Annotated in this window: 18 protein-coding genes; 8 read left to right on the plus strand and 10 right to left on the minus strand. The window is 63.2% G+C overall.

Features of this window, described 5'->3' with window-relative positions; all coding sequences use genetic code 11:
• The first annotated feature begins 139 nt into the window (after positions 1-139).
• Together souR and QRN10_RS08430 are read left to right on the plus strand one after the other, a co-directional pair.
• Positions 140-1,123 (plus strand): transcriptional regulator SouR, encoded by a 984-nt coding sequence (gene souR / locus QRN10_RS08425; RefSeq protein WP_181077969.1) that lies wholly within the window; start codon positions 140-142, stop codon positions 1,121-1,123.
• A gap of 36 nt (positions 1,124-1,159) precedes the next feature.
• Positions 1,160-2,074, plus strand: coding sequence for an ADP-ribosylglycohydrolase family protein (locus tag QRN10_RS08430; protein ID WP_266249494.1), 915 nt, complete (start codon positions 1,160-1,162; stop codon positions 2,072-2,074).
• A 9-nt stretch (positions 2,075-2,083) separates the two neighbouring features.
• Here the strand turns inward: QRN10_RS08430 and QRN10_RS08435 are convergent, their stop codons facing one another.
• The 5 genes from QRN10_RS08435 to QRN10_RS08455 are packed head-to-tail and all read right to left on the minus strand — an operon-like array spanning position 2,084 to position 8,510.
• Positions 2,084-3,334 carry an NAD(P)/FAD-dependent oxidoreductase gene (locus QRN10_RS08435; RefSeq protein ID WP_285428183.1) on the minus strand — a complete coding sequence of 417 codons (1,251 nt, stop codon included), beginning with the start codon at positions 3,332-3,334 and terminating at the stop codon, positions 2,084-2,086.
• Between the two features lie 3 nt (positions 3,335-3,337).
• The gene (locus tag QRN10_RS08440) at positions 3,338-4,909 is read right to left on the minus strand and encodes an aldehyde dehydrogenase (NADP(+)) (protein WP_285428184.1); all 1,572 of its coding nucleotides are present in this window, start codon (positions 4,907-4,909) and stop codon (positions 3,338-3,340) included.
• 58 nt (positions 4,910-4,967) lie between these two features.
• Positions 4,968-5,915 (minus strand): dihydrodipicolinate synthase family protein, encoded by a 948-nt coding sequence (locus QRN10_RS08445; RefSeq protein WP_181077774.1) that lies wholly within the window; start codon positions 5,913-5,915, stop codon positions 4,968-4,970.
• A gap of 30 nt (positions 5,916-5,945) precedes the next feature.
• A complete protein-coding gene (locus tag QRN10_RS08450) occupies positions 5,946-6,872 on the minus strand; it encodes a 4-hydroxyproline epimerase (RefSeq protein ID WP_253507849.1) in 927 nt (308 codons plus the stop codon).
• Positions 6,873-6,884: 12 nt separating this feature from the next.
• Positions 6,885-8,510 carry an APC family permease gene (locus QRN10_RS08455; RefSeq protein WP_253507847.1) on the minus strand — a complete coding sequence of 542 codons (1,626 nt, stop codon included), beginning with the start codon at positions 8,508-8,510 and terminating at the stop codon, positions 6,885-6,887.
• Between the two features lie 184 nt (positions 8,511-8,694).
• Here QRN10_RS08455 and QRN10_RS08460 point away from each other — a divergent pair, with 184 nt between their 5' ends.
• Both QRN10_RS08460 and treS read left to right on the plus strand, forming a co-directional pair.
• On the plus strand, positions 8,695-9,483 hold the full coding sequence (locus QRN10_RS08460; RefSeq protein WP_285428185.1) for an AraC family transcriptional regulator: 789 nt from the start codon (positions 8,695-8,697) through the stop codon (positions 9,481-9,483).
• 75 nt (positions 9,484-9,558) lie between these two features.
• A complete protein-coding gene (gene treS, locus QRN10_RS08465) occupies positions 9,559-11,622 on the plus strand; it encodes a maltose alpha-D-glucosyltransferase (protein ID WP_253507844.1) in 2,064 nt (687 codons plus the stop codon).
• Positions 11,623-11,866: 244 nt separating this feature from the next.
• On the opposite strand, the gene QRN10_RS08470 is transcribed toward treS, so the two are convergent.
• The gene (locus QRN10_RS08470; RefSeq protein ID WP_266249484.1) at positions 11,867-13,486 is read right to left on the minus strand and encodes a methyl-accepting chemotaxis protein; all 1,620 of its coding nucleotides are present in this window, start codon (positions 13,484-13,486) and stop codon (positions 11,867-11,869) included.
• Between the two features lie 469 nt (positions 13,487-13,955).
• On the opposite strand from QRN10_RS08470, the gene QRN10_RS08475 reads away from it, so the two are divergent.
• Genes QRN10_RS08475 through QRN10_RS08490 form a run of 4 tightly spaced genes read left to right on the plus strand, consistent with a single transcriptional unit; the run spans position 13,956 to position 16,422 of the window.
• Positions 13,956-14,702, plus strand: coding sequence for a response regulator (locus QRN10_RS08475; protein ID WP_181077763.1), 747 nt, complete (start codon positions 13,956-13,958; stop codon positions 14,700-14,702).
• Complete coding sequence (locus tag QRN10_RS08480) at positions 14,699-15,775, plus strand: ATP-binding protein (protein WP_253507842.1); 1,077 nt, start codon at positions 14,699-14,701, stop codon at positions 15,773-15,775. The genes QRN10_RS08475 and QRN10_RS08480 overlap by 4 nt, the downstream gene beginning before the upstream one ends.
• A 24-nt stretch (positions 15,776-15,799) precedes the next feature.
• Complete coding sequence (locus QRN10_RS08485; protein ID WP_266249482.1) at positions 15,800-16,009, plus strand: hypothetical protein; 210 nt, start codon at positions 15,800-15,802, stop codon at positions 16,007-16,009.
• 20 nt (positions 16,010-16,029) lie between these two features.
• A complete protein-coding gene (locus tag QRN10_RS08490) occupies positions 16,030-16,422 on the plus strand; it encodes a hypothetical protein (RefSeq protein WP_181077759.1) in 393 nt (130 codons plus the stop codon).
• Here the strand turns inward: QRN10_RS08490 and QRN10_RS08495 are convergent.
• The 4 genes from QRN10_RS08495 to QRN10_RS08510 form a co-directional block, all read right to left on the minus strand.
• On the minus strand, positions 16,389-17,000 hold the full coding sequence (locus QRN10_RS08495) for a LysE family transporter (RefSeq protein ID WP_285428186.1): 612 nt from the start codon (positions 16,998-17,000) through the stop codon (positions 16,389-16,391). The two genes, QRN10_RS08490 and QRN10_RS08495, sit on opposite strands and share 34 nt — an antisense overlap.
• A 75-nt stretch (positions 17,001-17,075) precedes the next feature.
• Positions 17,076-17,546: an arsenate reductase ArsC gene (locus tag QRN10_RS08500; protein WP_285428187.1), complete on the minus strand. Its 471-nt coding sequence runs from the start codon at positions 17,544-17,546 to the stop codon at positions 17,076-17,078.
• Positions 17,547-17,558: 12 nt separating this feature from the next.
• A complete protein-coding gene (locus tag QRN10_RS08505) occupies positions 17,559-18,842 on the minus strand; it encodes an arsenic transporter (RefSeq protein WP_253507835.1) in 1,284 nt (427 codons plus the stop codon).
• A 19-nt stretch (positions 18,843-18,861) separates the two neighbouring features.
• Positions 18,862-19,218, minus strand: coding sequence for a metalloregulator ArsR/SmtB family transcription factor (locus QRN10_RS08510; RefSeq protein ID WP_253507831.1), 357 nt, complete (start codon positions 19,216-19,218; stop codon positions 18,862-18,864).
• Between the last annotated feature and the right edge of the window lie 153 nt (positions 19,219-19,371).

The raw sequence follows: 19,371 nt of genomic DNA on the forward strand, positions 1-19,371 counted from the left end.
GAGGGCGTTGAGTGCCACCGGAATTTTCCATATCAGTGCTTGAGACAGCCGGGGCATTTGCCCCTAAGATGGCGCCCACGGCATCAACACAATAAGAGTGGGCCAACCCTCGATGGAAAGACGTCAATTCAGCGGTGGCATGAAGGGCAAGAACCTGCGCTACCTCAACGAAACCTCCCAGCAGCCGGCGTCGGTCACCCGCGTCGGGTTTCTGTTGCTCGAACATTTCTCCCTGCCCGCATTCACCCAGACTCTCGATACCCTGGTCACCGCCAACCTGCTGCGCCCCGAGCTGTTCGCCTCACGCACGTTCGGCTGCGACGAGGGCGAGGTCATCAGCGACCTCGGCCTGGTGATTCGACCGGACGCCCGCCTTGACGCCGCTGTGCTGCACGACCTCGACCTGTTGGTGATCTGCGGCGGCTTTCGTACCGAACTCAAGGCCAGTGACGACTTCATCCACCTGCTGCGCAGCGCCGCCGAGATGGGCGTGAGCCTGGCCGGGTTGTGGAACGGCTCTTGGTTTCTCGGCCGTGCCGGGCTGTTGCAGGGCTATCAGTGTGCCATTCACCCGGAGCACCGCCCGGCGCTGGCCGAGGTGTCCAAGGCCGCCAAGGTCACCAGCGAACCCTTTGTGATCGACCGCGACCGCCTCACCGCGTCGAGCCCCTCCGGTGCGTTCCATATGGCGTTGGACTGGATCAAGAGCCTGCACGGCAAGGCGCTGGTTGAAGGCATTGAAGACATCCTGGCGTTTGAAGAGTCGCGTTACCGGCGCATCAAACCGACTGAAAACATCAGCGTCAGCGCGCCGCTGCGCGAAGTGGTCAAGCTGATGGACGCCAACCTCGAAGAACCGCTGGAACTCGACCAGTTGGCAGTCTACGCCGGCCGCTCGCGACGTCAGCTCGAACGCCTGTTCAAGGAGCAATTGGGCACCACGCCGCAGCGCTACTACATGGAACTGCGCGTAACCGAAGCGCGGCGTTTGCTGCAGCACACCGAGCTGTCGCAAGTGGAAGTGCTGGTAGCGTGTGGGTTTGTCTCGCCGAGCCATTTCAGCAAGTGTTACAGCGCCTACTTCGGATACCGCCCCTCGAAAGAGAAACGCCTGATCAAGTAGCATGAGCACCGTCTGGAATTTTCCCGAGGAGTGCCGATGTCGTTAACCCTGAAGGACCGCTACCGTGGCAGCTTGCTGGGCCTGGCCTGCGGCGATGCTGTGGGGACCACCCTGGAGTTCAAGCGCCGGGGCAGTTTTGCGCCGATCACCGATATGGTCGGCGGCGGGCCGTTCAACCTCAAACCGGGGCAGTGGACGGACGATACCTCCATGGCCCTGTGCCTGGCCGAGAGCCTGCTGCACAAAGACGGGTTCGATGCCCGTGACCAGATGGCGCGCTACCTCAATTGGTGGCAGTGGGGCTACCTTAGTTCAACCGGAGACTGTTTCGATATCGGCATGACCGTACGCGAGGCGCTGACGCTGTTCCAGAACACCGGCAACCCTTTCGCCGGCTCAACCGACCCCTATTCGGCCGGCAACGGCTCGATGATGCGCCTGGCGCCTGTGGTGTTGTTTTATTACCCGGACCTGCAAAACGTGCGCACCTTCAGCGCCGACAGTTCCCGCACTACCCACGCCGCCCAGGAAGCGATTGACTGCTGTCTGGTGCTGGCGCAGGCCATCTGTAATGCCCTCGGCGGCGCGTCGAAAGCGAAGGTGCTGCAGTTGGCCGAGGTACCGTTGATGACGCCCAAGGTGAAGGCTATTGCGGCGGGAGAGTACCGTGACAAACCCGGCGCGGAGATTGTCGGCTCGGGCTATTCGGTGGCTTCCCTGGAAGCTGCCTTGTGGTGCTTTCATCACACCGACAGCTATGCCGATGCAGTGCTGGCGGCGGCCAACCTGGGCGATGATGCCGATACCACCGCCGCCATAGTCGGTCAATTGGCCGGCGCCTATTACGGACCCACGGCGATTCCGTCCGAATGGCTGGGAAGGTTATGGATGGCGGATGAAATCCAGGCGATGGCCGACGGATTGTTCAACGCCGCAGGTCACCCGGCCTGACACTCGCCGCTAAAAACGCTCCAGCCGATAAGGCGCCAGGGCCGGCAACCCCGCTGGCATCGGCGTGCCTGCCGCCAGCCCGGCCACCAGCTCCGCCGTCACCGCCGCCTGGGTCAAGCCCAGGTGCTGATGCCCGAACGCCAACAGTACCTTGCCGTCAGCCACCCGATCGATGATCGGCAGCGAGTCGGGCAGCGACGGCCGAAAGCCCATCCACGGGGTCGCACCCTTGACGTCCAATTCCTCACGGAACAGGCCGTGACTCAACCGTTGCAACTGCCAGGCGCGCTGCATATTGGCGGGGCGTTCAAGCCCGGCGAACTCCACCGTACCGGCCAGCCGCAGGCCGCCGGCCATGGGGGTCATGATAAATTTACGCTCCAGGGAGGTCACGGCGAACGGCAGGCGCTGATGCTCATGGGGCAGCATCAGGTGGTAGCCGCGCTCGGTGTCCAACGGCACCTGTTTGCCGGTCAGCGCCGCCGTCAGTCTGGCCGAATGCGCACCGCAGGCAATCAGCGCCTGACGCGCCAGCAGCGGCGCCTGGTCGGTGAACAGGCAGACGCCTTCGGCATCGACTTGCCCGCTGACCACACGGCGCTGGAGAAACTGCACGCCCGCAGCCTCGGCGGCGCTGACCAGTTCGCCCACCACCTGGAACGGGTCGAGAAAATGCCCGGTGGCCGGGAAAAACAGTCCCCCTAGCAGGCGTTCGCTCAACTGCGGCGCCGCTTCGCGAATCGCCTCGGCAGGCCAGAATTCCACCGGCACGTTTTGTTGCTGCATCCGGTGCTGCAACGCTTGGATATCCGCCCGCGACTCAGCCCGTTCGAACACCAACAGTGAGCCGTCCTGGCGCATCAGCCGCGTCCGCTCCAGGCTGGTCAGCAAGCGCTGCCAGGCGCCCAGGCTATGCTCGTTGAGCGCACGAAGGCCGGCCACCGTGCGCTGGTAAGGCGCCGGGCGCAGGTTGAGCAACAGGCGCGTAAACCAGGGCAGGGCGCGGGGCAGGTAGCGCCAGTCCAGACGCAGCGGGCCCATGGGGTCCAGCAGCATGGCGGGCAAGCGCTTGAGAATCGAGCGGTCGGCAATCGGAAACACCTGCTCGGTCGCCAGGTGCCCGGCGTTGCCATAGGAGGCGCCCATGCCTGGCGCCTGCGGGTCGACGATTATTACCTGGCGGCCCTGACGCGCCAGTTGCAACGCGCAGGCCACGCCGATAATGCCGGCGCCGACCACCACGATATCCGTACGGTTCATCGGCTAGGCCTCTCTCTGCCCGTCGAGCAGGCGCCGCAGCAGCAGCGGGTTGTCATGCCGCAGTGCTGCAGGCAGCAAGGCGTCAGGGAAGTCCTGGTAGCACACCGGCCGCAGGAAGCGCTGGATCGCCGCCGTGCCCACTGAGGTGGTGCGCGAGTCCGACGTGGCCGGGAACGGCCCGCCATGCACCATGGCGTCGCACACTTCCACGCCGGTCGGCCAGCCGTTCACCAGCAGGCGACCGGTCCTGCGCTCCAGCAACGGCAACACTGAGCGGGCGTTAGCCAGGTCGGCTTCGTCCAGATGCAGCGTGGCTGTGAGCTGGCCTTCGAGGTGCTCGCTGACCTGACGCACTTGCGCGCTGTCAGTGCAGGCGATCACCAATGAAGTCGCGCCGAACACTTCGGCCTGGAGTGCCGGGTTGGCCAGGAAGGCGTCGGCCTGGGTAACACACAAACGCGCCTGGCCCTGGTTGGGGCCCTGCGCGGCTTTGCCGGTGGCGGCGACCTCGGCATGGTCGGCCAATGCGCTCGCGCCTCGCTGATAGGCCTGGAAGATTCCAGGGCTGAGCATCGTCTGCGCGGCGCAGTGCTGCAGTGAGTCGCTCGCCACCTGAACAAAGCGCTGCAATGCCGGCCCTTGAATGGCGACTACCAATCCGGGGTTGGTGCAGAACTGCCCGGCGCCCTGGGTCAGTGAGGCAACAAACCCCTGGGCCAGCGCGTCACCGCGCGCCGCCAGTGCCGCTGGAAACAGGTACACCGGGTTGATCGAACTCATTTCCGCATACACAGGAATCGGCTCCGGGCGTGCCTGGGCGGCACGACACAACGCCATACCGCCACTGCGCGAACCGGTAAAGCCCACGGCCTTGATGCGTGAGTCGCTGACCAGCGCAATGCCCAGGTCATAACCGCTGTCGTAGAGCAGCGAAAATACCCCCTCCGGCAGACTGCACGCCGCCACCGCCCTGGCAATGGCGCGGCCCACCAGCTCGCTGGTGCCGGGGTGTGCGTTGTGCGCCTTGACGATCACCGGGCAACCGGCGGCGAGCGCTGAGGCGGTATCGCCGCCGGCCACGGAAAAGGCCAGGGGGAAATTACTCGCGCCGAACACGGCCACCGGGCCCAGTGCGATGTGGCGCTGACGCAGGTCCGGGCGCGGCAAGGGCTCGCGTTCGGGCTGGGCGCTGTCGACCCGCACATCCAGCCACTCGCCGGCACGCACGGTGCGCGCGAAGGTACGCAACTGGGCGCAGGTGCGGCCGCGCTCACCTTGAAGACGCGGGCGTGGCAGGCCGGTTTCGGCAGCGGCGCGCTCGATCAACACGTCGCCCAAGGCTTCGATTTGCTCGGCGATGGCTTCAAGAAATGCCGCGCGAGCCATCAGCGACGTTTCTCGATAGGTATCGAACGCTGCCCACGCCAAGGCGCAGGCCTGCTCGACATGCGCAGCATCGCCGCCCGCGTAGGCTGGCTCCAGCGGCGTGTCGGTGGCGGGGTTGATGGCGCGGAATGCGGTGCCGCTGCCGCGCAGAGGATGCTGACCGATCAGCATCTGGCCCGTCAAAGTCATAGGATCGTCCTGGAAAATAGGAAGGGCCGCCGTGCCGATCACGGCGGCGCGTGCGCACTCAGGCGCGGTTCTGCTCGGCCGACCAGTTGGCGTACCACTGGCGGAACAGTGCGAACTGCTGCTCGGCGTAACGCCGCTGAGCCTCGCTGAGCACGTCGGTCTCATTGAAGTGCAGGTCGTAGCCCTTGTCGCCGTTGAGCACCATCAGGTGCTTGTAATACAGCACCAGGTCGCAGCCCTCATCAAACGACGACAACACCGCCAGGGCGCTTTCCAGTTCGCGGGCCAGGCGCCGGGCCTTGGCATCGCCCTTGGCCGCCTGTTTGCTCAGCGCCACCAGGTGCAGCACTTCTCGTGGCAGCGCGTTGCCGATGCCGGTGATGGCGCCGGTGGCGTTACAGTTGACGAAGCCGTGCACCACCTGGGTGTCCACGCCCACCATCAGGGTCACACGGTCGTCCTGGGAAGTGATGTGTTCGGCGGCATAGCGCAGGTCTGCGCCACCGCCGAATTCCTTGAAGCCGATCAGGTTCGGGTGTTCGCGGCGCAGTTCGAAGAACAGCTCGGCGCGGGTGGCGAAGCCGTAGTAAGGGCTGTTATAGATCACGGCCGGCAACTCGGGCGCAGCCTTGAGGATTGCCGAGAAGTGCGCCTTCTGTGCGGTGGCGGATGCGCCACGCGACAACACGCGGGGAATCACCATCAGGCCGTGGGCGCCGACGTGGGCGGCGTGGGCGGCGTGAGCCACCGCTTCGCGGCTATTGACCGCACCCGTACCGACAATGGTCGGCACTCCAGCCGCCACTAGCCGCGCCACGCCTTCCTGGCGCTGGGCTTCGGTGAGCAACGGCCAGTCTCCCATGGAGCCGCAGTACACCACTGCGCTCATGCCGGCTTCGATCAGTTCGCGGCCTTTAGCGACCAGTGCGTCGAAGTCAGGTTGGCGCTGGGCGGTGCACGGGGTCATCAGGGCAGGGATGCAGCCGGTAAAAATGTTGTCGCTCATGGTTGTACTCCTTCAAGTCAAATGGGGGGCTCAAATGCCCCAGGCGAAAGGGTCTTGCTCGTCGATCAGCAGCACGCTGTCGGCGGTCATATAGGCGCGACCGGTGATAAAGGGGATGACGCGCTCGCCCTCCCACTCGTACTGGCCATTGAATTGGCTGCCGGTGATGCTGGCCTGGGTCCACACCTGGCCGGGCCTGAGTGTTCCATCGGCGGCCAGGCAAGCGAGTTTGGCGCTGGTGCCGGTGCCGCAGGGCGAGCGGTCGTAGGCCTTGCCGGGGCACATCACGAAGTTGCGACTGTCGGCGTGGGCGTCGTCGGCGAACAGCTCGACATGGTCGATCAATGCGCCGTCGGCACCGTGGATACCCTGGTTTTCCAGGGCCTTGAGCATCGCCCAGGTGTACTCGGTGAGAGCGTCGACGTTATCCATCTCCAAGGCCTTGCCATGTTCGCTGACCAGGAAAAACCAATTGCCACCCCAGGCGATATCGCCCTTGACCACGCCGTGGCCCGGCACGTCCACCGGCACCTGTTGGCGAAAGCGATAAGCCGGCACATTGCGCAGGGTCACCGCGCCGTCTTCGTGCAATGTCGCCGCTACCGGGCCTACCGGCGTGTCGATGGTGTGCACCCCCGGTGCGATACGCCCCAGGTGGTGCAGCGAGTTGACCAGGCCGATGGTGCCGTGGCCGCACATGCCCAGGTAGCCGGCGTTGTTGAAGAAGATCACGCCGCAGGTGGCGCCTGGCGTAACCGGCTCGCAATACAGCGCGCCGACCAGTACATCGTTACCACGCGGCTCCAGCAGGCAGGCGCGGCGCCATTGGTCATGCTCGCTGCGTAAGCACTCCAGCTGCGCGGCGATACCGGCGCCGGTCAGCGACGGGAAGCCGCTGAGTACCAGGCGCGTAGGTTCGCCGCCGGTGTGGGAGTCGATCACATGCAATCGTTTCATCAGTCGCTCCAATCAGTGCGTGGCCGGGGCCATTGCGGGTCGGCCTTGGTGCTCGTCGATCGTTTCGCTTTCATCGGCTTCTTGTTCCAGCCGCACCCGGTGCGCCGGCACGCCGGTGGCGGCGCCCCAGTAATAGATACCCAGCGCGCACGCCGCGACCACCAGCGTATCGAGCGGGTGACCGATGGCGCCGATGCCGCCGAAGGTGCCGAGTTTGGAGAGCAGGATCATCACCGCGTAGAAACCGATCAGCCACGCTGACGAACGCACTTGTTGCGCCAGATTGAGGTGCGCGGTCGGCACCCAGCGCGCGCAGAGCAGGTAGATCGCAAACATCAGGATTTGCAGGCCGAGCAGCCACGACACGGTGCTCCAGCCCGACCAGTACACGATCAGCGCGGCGATGATGAACGACACCGGGCCGAGCAAAGCCATGCCCTTGACCCGGAACGGCCGGGCCATTTGCGGTGCGTTGCGGCGCAGTGCGGCGACGGTCACCGGGGCCACGGCGTAGCTGAGGATCAGCGCGGCCGACACCACATTGATCAGCGCCTCCCAGGACGGAAACGGCAAGGTCCAGAACACCGACAGGCCAAAGGTCAGCCACAGCGCCGGGCGCGGGATGCCGGATTTTTCATCGATACGCGTGAAAATCCTGAAGAACGTGCCGGTCTGCGCCCAGCCATACACCACGCGCGGCGTGGCGTTCATGTAGATATTGCCGCAGCCGCTGGGGGAGATCACCGCATCGGCCACCACCAGGTACGCCAGCCAACCCACGCCCAAGGCCAGGGCAATGTCGCGATAGGGCAACGCCAGTTGCCGGCTGATCCCGGCCCAGCCATCGGCAAGCATCTCTGTGGGCACGCCGCCCAGGAATGCGGTTTGCAGCAGCACATAGATGGCGGTCGATAACAGCACCGAAAGGATCAACGCGATCGGGATGGTGCGCTGCGGGTTTTTCACTTCACTGGCCACCGAGATGATCGGCGTGAGGCCCAGGTACGCAAAGATCACCCCGCCGGCCGACACCGCCATCTCGATGCCCGACAGGCCGAATGGCGCAAAACCATGCACCTGGAAATTCGCCGGTTTGAAGAAACTGAACAACACGCCGATCACCAGCAGCGGCACGATGAACTTGAATACGCTCACCAGGTTGTTGGCGATGGCGAAGGTTTTGACGCTGCGGTAGTTGAGCACGAAGAACAGACACAGCAGCGCGAACTGCACCAGCCAGCCCAGGGTGGTGGGGTTGCTGGAGCCGGCCTGGGTCAGTTCCGGAAACCACGCCGCCGCATATTGACGCGACGCGACCACTTCAATCGCGACCAGGCTGGAAAATGCGATCAGCGTGATAAACCCCATCAGGTAGCCCAGCAGCGGGCCGTGGGAGTACACCGGGTAGCGCACCACGCCGCCGGCGCGGGGCAGGGCGGCGCCCAGTTCGCAGTAGACGATGCCCAGCAGCAATACGGCGAAACCGCCGATCAACCAGGAAATAATGCCCGCCGGGCCCGCGATCGCGGACACATGGCTGGCTGCGAACAGCCAGCCCGAACCGAAGATGGCCCCCAACCCGATAAAGGTAAGGTCCATCAGTGAGAGCTGTTTCTTGAACTTGCCTTGGCCTGACATAGCGGCGCCTTCTTGTGAGTTATTGGAGAGGCATGCAGGGCTCTACAGTGAACTCACCGGCACGCCGGGGATTGATGTTTTGCGCCGCCATCGATGACGAAATCGGCATAATTTGCCTGGCTCGACAGTGCGTCGGGCATCGGGCAATCTGCTACGCGTCCAAGGCGCCGCCGGAGAGATGACCATGCTGCACAGTGCATTTGCGAGCCTTTGCCAGGGCGATGCGGCCAGTCGCCCCGACAGCCTCGAACAATTGGTGAGCGCTGCCGCACAGCTGTTGCCGATGCTCGACGTGATCCCCAACGCCGCGATCTTTATAAAGGATGTTCAGGCGCGCTATGCCCTGGCCAACCGCACGCTGGTGCAGCGCTGCGGCCTCAGGCAGCTGCGACCGCTGCTGGGCAAGACCAGCGCCGAAGTGTTCCCCGCACAGCTAGGGCCGGGGTATACCGAACAGGATCGACGGGTGCTGGAAGACGGTTTGGTGCTGGAAGACCAGCTGGAGCTGCACCTGTACGGCAGTCGCGAACCGGGCTGGTGCCTGACTCATAAATGGCCGCTGTACAACCGTGCCGGTGCGATCATCGGCCTGGCCGGCATTTCGGTTGACCTGCAATCGGCCAGCGAAACCCATCCGGCCTACCAGCGCCTGGCCGCCGTCGATGAGCATATCCGCCGCCACTTCAGCCGACGTGTCACCCTGGGCGAACTGACGCGCATCGCCGGCATCTCCGTGGCCCAGCTGGAGCGCTACTGCAAGCGGGTGTTCAACCTGACGCCGCGCCAGATGATCCAGAAAGTCCGCCTGGAACACGCACACCGCCTGCTGCACAGCGAGCTGCCCATTACTGAGGTGGCCTTGCAGTGCGGCTATACCGACCACAGCGCATTCACGCGGCAGTTCAAGGCGTCCACCGGGTTTACGCCACGCCAGTATCGACAGGCGACGGGGGGAGGGCCCGCGTTGGCGTGATTGCGATGCAACGAATGGCGCCCGTGCCCCTCATATGCTTACGAGCCACTTTTTACGACGACAGGTATCAAGCTTATGACGGCGGCGGACAACACCCATGTGAACTGGCTGGTGGAACAATCGATGCTGCACGCGGCGCGTCAGCGCGCCAAGCTCTATTCGGGGCAAGGTCGGTTGTGGCAACAGCCCTATGCACAGACCCGGCCGCGCGATGCCTCAGCCCTCTCATCGGTCTGGTTCACCGCATACCCGGCCTCGATCGTCACCCGCGAAGGCGGTACGGTGCTGGAGGCACTGGGGGATGAGAGCCTGTGGCATGCACTGTCGAAAATCGGTATCCAGGGCATCCACAATGGCCCGCTGAAAAAATCCGGAGGCCTGAACGGTACGCAGCACACGCCGACCATCGACGGCAACTTCGACCGCATCAGTTTCGAGATCGACCCGCAATTGGGCACCGAGGCGCAGTTGCAGGCGCTGACGCGCATGGCCGCGGCGCATAACGCGGTGATCATTGATGACGTCATCCCGTCCCACACCGGTAAGGGCGCGGACTTTCGCCTGGCCGAGATGGCTTACGAAGACTACCCCGGCCTCTACCACATGGTAGAAATCCGCGAAGAAGACTGGCCGCTGCTGCCCGAGGTGGCGGCGGGGCGTGATGCGCAGAACCTCAGCCCGTTGCAGGTGGATGCCCTGCGCGACAAGCACTACATCGTCGGCCAGCTACAACGGGTGATCTTCTTTGAGCCCGGCGTCAAGGAAACCGACTGGAGCGCCACGCCGGTGGTGGTGGGCGTCGACGGCAAGCCACGCCGCTGGGTGTACCTGCATTACTTCAAGGAAGGCCAGCCGTCGCTCAACTGGCTGGACCCATCGTTTGCCGCGCAGCAGATGATCATCGGCGATGCGTTGCACGCTATCGACGTGATGGGCGCCAAGATCCTGCGCCTGGACGCCAACGGTTTTCTCGGTGTGGAGCGCAAGCTTGAGGGCGGCGCGTGGTCCGAGAGCCACCCGCTGTCGATTACCGGTAACCAGCTGATCGGCGGTGCGATTCGCAAGGCCGGCGGCTTCAGCTTCCAGGAGCTGAACCTCACCGTGGATGACATCGCTTCCATGTCCCACGGCGGCGCCGACCTGTCCTATGACTTCATCACTCGGCCGGCTTACCAGCACGCGCTGTTGATGGGCGATGCCGAATTCCTGCGCCTGATGCTGCGGGAAATGCACCGCCAGGGCATCGACCCCGGTTCGTTGATCCACGCGTTGCAGAACCACGATGAATTGACCCTGGAACTGGTGCACTTCTGGACCCTGCATGCCCACGACAGCTTCCTCTACCAGGGCCAGACCTTCCCCGGCAACATTCTGCGCGAGCACATCCGTGAGCAGATGTACGAGCGCCTGACCGGCGAGCACGCGCCCTACAACCTCAAGTTCGTCACCAACGGCGTGTCCTGCACCACCGTCAGTATCATCACGGCGGCACTGGGCATTCGTGACCTGGAGGCCATCACGGCGGCGGATATTCAGCAGATCCAGCAGATCCATCTGTTGCTGGTGATGTACAACGCGATGCAGCCTGGGGTGTTTGCGTTGTCCGGCTGGGATCTGGTGGGCGCGCTGCCGCTGGCGGCCGATGAGGTTGCGCACCTGATGCAGGACGGCGATACCCGCTGGATTCATCGCGGCGCTTACGATCTGGTGGAATTGAACCCGGACGCGCAACTGTCCGCAGGCCAGATGCCGCGTTCGAGAAGCCTGTATGGCAGCCTGAACCACCAGTTGCAGGACCCGCAATCGTTCGCCTCGCAACTGCAGAAAATCCTCGCGGTGCGCCGCGCCTATGACATTGCCGCCAGCCGCCAGATCCTGGTGCCGGACGTAGAACACCCTGGCCTCTTGATCATGGTCCACGAACTGCCTGCCGGTAAGGGCACGCAGATCACCGCGCTGAACTTCGGCGCCACGCCCATCACCGAAACCCTGCACCTGCCCAACATCGCACCCGGCCCGGTGGTGGACATCATCAATGAACGGGTCGAAGGCGATCTGACCGAGGACGGCGCGTTTACCATCACCCTGGATGCTTACGAGGGCCTGGCGCTCCGGGTGGTCAGCAGCACGCCGATGTAGGGGAGAGGGGCGGTGCGACGATTCGACTTGCCCCCGATAGCAGTGGGTCAGTCAGCCCATTTGCCACTGACACACCGTCATCGGGGGCAAGCCCCCTCCCACTGTTGATAGTCATCGCCTGGGCTGGATCATCTGAGTCCTTAACTGAATGGCATTAGGGCAAGCCCCTCCCACATTCCCGCTCACCACAAAAAATGCCCAATAGGCCCGCAGGCGCCGGGCCGTTGGGATCTTCCTGACGGCATCAGACCACGAAGCGATTGACCAGCTGATTCAGGTTCGCCGCCAGCTTCGACATTTCGCCGCAAGCGCTGGCGGTCTGGCTGGCGCCGGCGGCGCTTTGGGTCGCAAGCTCGCGGATGCTCACCAGGTTACGGTCCACTTCACGCGCCACATGGGACTGTTCTTCCGAGGCGGTGGCGATCAGCATATTGCGTTCGTTGATCTGGATAATCGCCGCTGCAATCTGATCCAGCGAACTGCTGGCTTCCTGGGCCACGCCGAGAGATTCGGTGGCCAGTTCCTTGCTGGTGCCCATGGCCTTGACCGCGTCGTCGGATTCGTTCTGGATCGCGGCGATCATCTGCTCGATCTCCTGGGTCGACACCTGGGTGCGGTGCGCCAGCGCGCGGACTTCATCGGCAACCACGGCAAAACCGCGGCCTTGCTCACCGGCTCGTGCAGCCTCGATGGCGGCGTTAAGGGCCAGCAGGTTGGTCTGCTCGGCAATTGCGCGGATCACTTCCACCACTTTGCTGATGCCTTGGGCGCGGTTCGACAGGCCCTGAATCTGCTCGCTGGTGTTGTCCACGTTGCCGGAGAGTTTCTCGATGGAGCGCAGCGTCTGCGTGACGCGCTGCAGGCCGACTTCGGTAAAGCCCTGGCTGCGCTTGGATTCCTGGGCGGCGGATTCGGCGTTACGCGCCACTTCATCCACCGCCGCGCTCATTTCGGTGACCGCCGTGGCGGCCTGGTTCACTTCATCGTTCTGCGACACCAGGCCGCGACTGGACTGTTCGGTGACGGCGGTCATCTCTTCGGAAGCCGAGGCCAACTGAGCGGACGAATCGGAAATCTGCAGGATGGTGTTGCGCAGGTTGGTCTGCATCTGCGACAACGCTTTCAACAGCCGGCCCGCTTCGTCCGTACCGTGCACGCTGACCTCCTTGGACAGGTCGCTGTTGGCGATACGCTCGGCCACCGACAGCGCATCGCCAATGGGCGAGGTGATGCTGCGGGTCAGCAGGAACGCGAGGCCGGCGGTCATCGCCATCACCAGCACGATCAGCGCAATCACCAGCCAGGTGCCGGTGGTGAAGGTGTCCGTGGCGGCTTGCCCGGCTTTCGCTGCACCCTCGTTGTTGTAGTCGGTGAGGGCCTTGATCTCGCCTTCCATGGCGTTGGTCAGTGGGCGAATACCATTGGCGACCAATTGGACGATGGCGCCCGTGTCACCTTGCTTGAGCAACGGTTCAAGGGCGTCCAGCTGTTTGGAGTAAGCGTCAGCCGAGGCCTTGGCGGTTTGAAAGAGCGTCCGTTCCTGATCGCCGGAAATAAGCGGTTCATAGCCGGAGAACGCATCGGCGAAGGCCTTACGGTAGCCGGGGAAGTCAGCCACGGTTTTCTGGATTGTCTGAGGGTCGGCCACGGCTCGCTGGGTTTCCAGACGCAGGCGCAGCACTGTGGCGTTCATCATCGCGGTTTGCCGGATGCTCGCCATCCAATTGAGCTCCACATCCTTCTCTGCGTCGCGCAACTTGCCCATCTGCAGAATGGCGATCACGCCAAGTACCAGGACCAGGACGATGATCGCGGAAAAAAACAGCGCGGCACGGGGAGCGAGATTCAGGTTTCTCAGGCGCATGGGGCGTACTCATAGGGATGGAAAGCAGGCAGGTCATAAACCGTATCGGCCACGCGATACAAAGTTGAAGGCAAGGAGACGACCGGTAGAAGGGGGAGTGTAGTCGGGAAATCGAGCGATCAACCCACCACCGGCGCGCAATCCCAGGTGGCGGGTGCAGGTATCGCCGTCACGTTCTATGATGGCGTCAGCCGCCGCACCAGGACACGGCACCATGAACCACATTGAGCATTTCACACGCTTGGCGACGTACAACCAGTGGAACCTTGCTGGCCCAGGCCGGGCAGGATGTCGGCGACACCGATCTGTTGGCACTGATCGACTGAACCCAGTGCGCAAATAGACCCGCCTCTCCATCGTTTCTCCATAAAACCTCCCATGAAAGCGCATGCTCGTGGTGCACAGTAGCCTTCGTCGCCCTTGCTAATTAGCCATACTGCGACGACCGAACAGCACCCCCGAGCCGACCATGACTGAAGCACACCTGATTTCGACGCCACCTGGGTTCGCCGATAAACCCCAGGCCCTGATATTGATCGCCGAAGACGAACCCGAAATCGCCGATATCCTGACGGCCTACCTCAAGCGCAGCGGCTTTCAGACCGTGCATGCGCTGGATGGGCGGCGTGCGCTTGAACTGCATCAATCCCTCAAGCCCGACCTGGTGCTGCTGGACGTGCTGATGCCGAAACTCGATGGCTGGATGGTACTGGCCGAGATCCGTCACCGTGGCAATACCCCGGTGATCATGCTGACCGCCCAGGACCAGGACATGGACAAGCTGATGGGGCTGCGCATCGGTGCCGACGACTACATCGTCAAACCATTCAACCCGGCCGAAGTGGTCGCCAGGACCCAGGCGGTCCTGCGCCGTTCCCGCGACCAGGGCTACGGCAGCGGGCAAAGCGTACTGCGCGTGGACGCCTTTGAAATCGATGTCGACAGCCATGAAGTCAGCGTGCGGATCGGCACCCAAAATCACGCGCTGAGCCTGACAGCGACAGAATTCCGGTTGCTGGCGCAGTTGGCCAAAGCGCCCAGGCGCGTGTTCAGTCGTGCCGAGTTGCTCGCTTCGTGTTCGCCCGAGAGCGATAGTCTGGAACGTACGGTCGACAGCCATATCAGCAAACTGCGGCGCAAAATCGAAGACCTGGGCCTGCAAGGCGTTCCGGCGAGCATTCGTGGTGTGGGTTACCGCTTCGGGAGCCATGCATGAGAATCGCCAACAGCTTGAGCCGGCAGATCATTCTGTCGATGTCCGCCGTGGTGCTCTGTGTGATTGCCCTGGCGGTCGTCGGCTCCTATGTGTTTTACGCGCTGCTGTGGACGTTCTGGCCACCCACCGACATTGATGTGGATGAGTGGCTGCCCACTGGCGTGGAATGGGCCTGGATGGCATTGATCACGGCGATTGGCCTGGCCGTGGGTGCGGTGGTAGCGATCAAATTGTCCCGGCGCATTCTGATGCCCCTGAACTCGGTGGCGGCCAGCCTTCGCCGCCTCGCCGATGGCGACCTGGACGCCCGCGCGACGGCGTCCGACCGCTCATTGGCCGAGGCCACCTTGCTGGTGGATGACTTCAACAGCATGGCCGCACGGCTCAAGCGCATGGCGCAGGAACAGTCGTTCTGGAACGCCGCGATTGCCCATGAACTGCGCACCCCGTTGACCATCCTGCGTGGCCGTCTGCAAGGGTTGGCCGAAGGTGTCTTCCCCCCGGACCAAGCGCAGTTCTACAGCCTGCTCGGCCAAGTGGAAGGCTTGACGCGGCTGATCGAAGACCTGCGGGTCGTAGGCCTGGCCGACAACGGCTACCTCGACGTGCAGATCCAACGGGCCGACCTGGCCGATGAGATCGAAGCAGACGCTCGCCTGTTCGAACCGGGCCTGCAAGCCTGCGGATTCACCCTGCACATGGAGTTGCTCAGGCAACCGGTGCACTGCGACCCGGCCCGTATTCGCCAGGCGTTGCTGGCCATGCTCGACAACCTCAAGCGGCATGCGAACCCGGGCATCGTCACGGTGCGCCTGAGCAGTCAGGACGGCATCAATACCTTGAGCGTCGCGGATGAGGGCCCAGGCATTGATGAAACATTCGCCGCGCATATCTTTGAGCCGTTCCAGCGCGGGGAAAGTTCACGCTCCCGTGCCCAGGGCGGCAGCGGCCTGGGGCTGGCCGTGGTGCGCGCGATTGCCCTGGCCCATGAAGGCCGCGTGACCTGCCGCAACCTGACGCAGGGCGGCAGCCTGTTCGAACTGACGTGGCCAGAGCAACTGGTCGCTATCTGAAACCCAACCGCTTCAGGTGCAGGCATGCGCTTCTCCGTTTTCGGATTCAAGGGCGTTCAACGCTATCGCCACTTCGCCTTGCTGGACACACAAGGGCGCTGTATCGCTTTGAAGAGCTGCGAAGGGATGCCGCGCAATGGCGATTGGGTGCAAGTCAACGCCATCAATCCGGCCTGGCTGAACCGTGCGCTGCCTGCGCGGGCGCTGGCCGAGCCCGCGACATCACCTTTGTAAGTCACGTACGGACTGCACGCATGTCTACCTCTATTCGCCACCGCAACGCGCTCGACCTGACGCAGTTGGAAGACTCCATAAAGCGCTGCAGCGCCAAACTCAGGAAGCTGCAGCGCTTCTGGATTCCCCTGCAAAAACACGCACCGCGCCTGGTGTTGTCGCTGTGGATCATCGGGGTTGTGGCTTCGCTGTTTACCCAGTGCTACTACCACTGGCTGTTCATGGCGCCGGCCATTTGCGTGTTGATCGTCCTGGAGATGGTGATCGAAGAAGTGCAGACCGACCTGTTATTGATGACCGCCGAGACGCGCTACTTGATTGACCTCGCGCGCGGCCTGTATGCCGGCCAAGCTGCCGGCGCGCCAGCCACGGCGAAAACTCATAGGCCCCGGGCGGCGAGTATCGCCAGATAGATCAGTACCAGGCCGCAGGCAGCGTAACTGACGCGCTGCCAGACCGGTGAAGCATTCTGGCGCAGCAGATTGACCAACGCGGCGGTGAGGAAACACGACAGCGCCGAGGCGAGCATGAAACCGGCAAAAAACATCAGCGTCTGGCCATGGCTCGGCGTGGCGCCGACGATGCCCGACAAGGCGCTGCCCAGCGCACCCCAGTACACAATGTTTTTCGGGTTGGCCAACGAGATTGCCGCGCCCACCGCCAGCGCATTCTGCCCGGAGCCGGCAGGGGCATTGTCTGCTGCCGGCAAGCGCCAGGCATCCAGCAGGCTGCGCGCACCGAGCCAGGCCAGGTACAGCGCGCAGACCGCCGTCAACGGCACGCGCACGGCATCGTGCTGCATCAGCAGGGCGATGCCGGTGAGGCCAATGACTGCCCATACCGCATCGCCCACCAGTGAACCTACCTGCACCAGCAGCGCCGGCCTGAAGCCGTGCAGCAAACCTCGGCGCAGGGTCTCGGCCAGCACGGCGCCAGGAGACAGGCAGAACACAAAACCAAATACCAGCGCGGAGAAAAAAATCGTCAACATGCGTGCCCAGCCTCTTCCATGTCTGTCAGGTCGGGCGCGGAGCGAAAAGCCCGGACCGACCGATGTGCCACGCGTTTATAACTGCCCGATGCGTTCCAGTTCAACCTTTAACTCAGCCGGGCACAGGCGTTCGAACGGCAATGCAAAAAACGCCCGGCAGCGACTCTCGATGGTTTCCAGGGTGGCGTTGAAGGCGGCGTCGAGGCGCGCGTCGTCACCTTCGACGTCGGACGGATCCTCCAGGCCCCAATGCGCTTTCATCGCCGGGCCGAAGTACACCGGGCAGGCTTCACCGGCCGCCTTGTCGCACACGGTGATCACCAGGTCCGGCGGGCGGCCTTCGAAGGCGTCGTTACCTTTGCTGTACAACCCCTCGGTGCTGATTCCGGCGGCCTGCAGGGTACTGAGGCTGCGGGGCAGCACCTGGCCCTTGGGAAAGCTGCCGGAGCTGACCGCTTCGAAGCCTTGCGGCGCCAGGTGGTTGAACACCGCTTCGGACAGGATGCTGCGACAGCTGTTGGCGGTACACATGAACAGGACTTTCATCAAATGCTTCCTTCAGACACTCAGGCGCAGGGCGAGGGCGGCGAGGGTGATCAACAGCACCGGCAGGGTCAGCACGATGCCGACCTTGAAGTAATAACCCCAGGTGATGGTGATGCCTTTGCGCGCCAGGATATGCAGCCACAGCAACGTGGCCAGGCTGCCGATAGGCGTAATTTTAGGGCCCAGGTCACTGCCGATCACATTGGCATAGACCATGGCGTCCTTGACCACGCCCACCGCATGGCTCGATTCGATGGACAGCGCGCCGATCAGTACTGTCGGCAGGTTATTCATCACCGACGACAGCAGCGCGGTCAGCAACCCGGTGCCCATGCTCGCGCCCCAGATACCGTAGGTGGCGAAGGTATCGAGCCAGGTCGCCAGGTAGGTGGTGAGGCCCGCGTTACGCAGGCCGTACACCACCAAGTACATGCCCAGGGAAAAGATCACGATCTGCCAGGGCGCTTCTTTGAGTACTTTGCGCGTGGAAATTTTATGGCCCTTGGCGGCGATCACCAGCAGGAGCACGGCGCACACGGCGGAAATTGCACTGATGGGAATGCCCAGCGGTTCCAGGGCGAAGCAGCCGATCAGCAGAATTCCCAGTACCCACCAGCCGGCGCGGAACGTGGCGCGGTCGTGGATCGCACTGGCGGGTTCATCCAGGTCGGCCGGGTCGTAGGCCTGTGGGATATCGCGGCGGAAAAACCACAGCAGCACCGCCAGGGTGGCTGCCACACTGACCAGGTTGACCGGTACCATCACCGCTGCGTATTGGTTGAAGCCGATCTTGAAATAGTCGGCCGAGACGATATTCACCAGGTTCGAGACCACCAGCGGCAGGCTCGCCGTGTCGGCAATAAAACCCGCGCCCATCACGAACGCCAGGGTGGCCGCCGGCGAAAAGCGCAGCGCCAGCAACATCGACATCACGATGGGCGTGAGGATCAGCGCCGCGCCGTCATTGGCAAACAGCGCCGACACCAGCGCGCCGAGCAGCACCATATAGGCAAACAGCCGCCGTCCGCGGCCACGCCCCCAGCGCGCCACATGCAAGGCAGCCCAGGCGAAGAAACCGGCCTCATCGAGCAGCAGGCTGATGATGATCAAGGCGACAAACGTGCCGGTCGCATTCCAGATGATGTGCCACACCACCGGAATATCCGCCAGGCTGATGACGCCGCAGGCCAGCGCCAGGATCGCACCGAGGCTGGCGCTCCAGCCGACGCCCAGGCCCTTGGGCTGCCAGATAACCAAAACAATCGTGACCAGAAAAATGGCAATTGCGACAAGCATGAATAAACGCTCCGATGGCTCAGCAGCAGGTGCTGGCCCGTTGTGGTCTGTCGCCCATTGCACCCAGACGCAGCGCGTCGCTGTGCAACCATGGCTGGTTGGCTTGCAAAGTGATGTCCAGCACCTGATGTGCCCAATCGGGCAATGCCGGGTTGATGCGGTAATAGATCCATTGACCCTGACGACGATCCACCAATACGCCGCAACTGCGCAGTTGTGCGAGGTGGCGGGAGATTTTCGGCTGGCTGTCGCCCAGAGCATGGATCAGTTCGCACACGCAAAGTTCGCCTTCGCGCAGGATCAACAGCGTGAGGCGTACACGGGTAGGGTCAGCCAGGCATTTGAACAGGGCTGGCGGCGAAAAGAGGTCGGGCATGGTTCCGGCTCCTGTATAGGGTTATTCGAATATACGTATTTCCATATATTTCTGTCAAAACTTGTATTGATTGACCTGGATCAAAGACCTGGAAATCCGCCACAAGTGTCTGAAATTAAAATGAAACATGAATGTCCTAAAGTGCCTGCCCAT

The sequence above is a fragment of the Pseudomonas sp. lyk4-R2A-8 genome (assembly GCF_030209095.1).
Taxonomy (GTDB): domain Bacteria; phylum Pseudomonadota; class Gammaproteobacteria; order Pseudomonadales; family Pseudomonadaceae; genus Aquipseudomonas; species Aquipseudomonas quebecensis.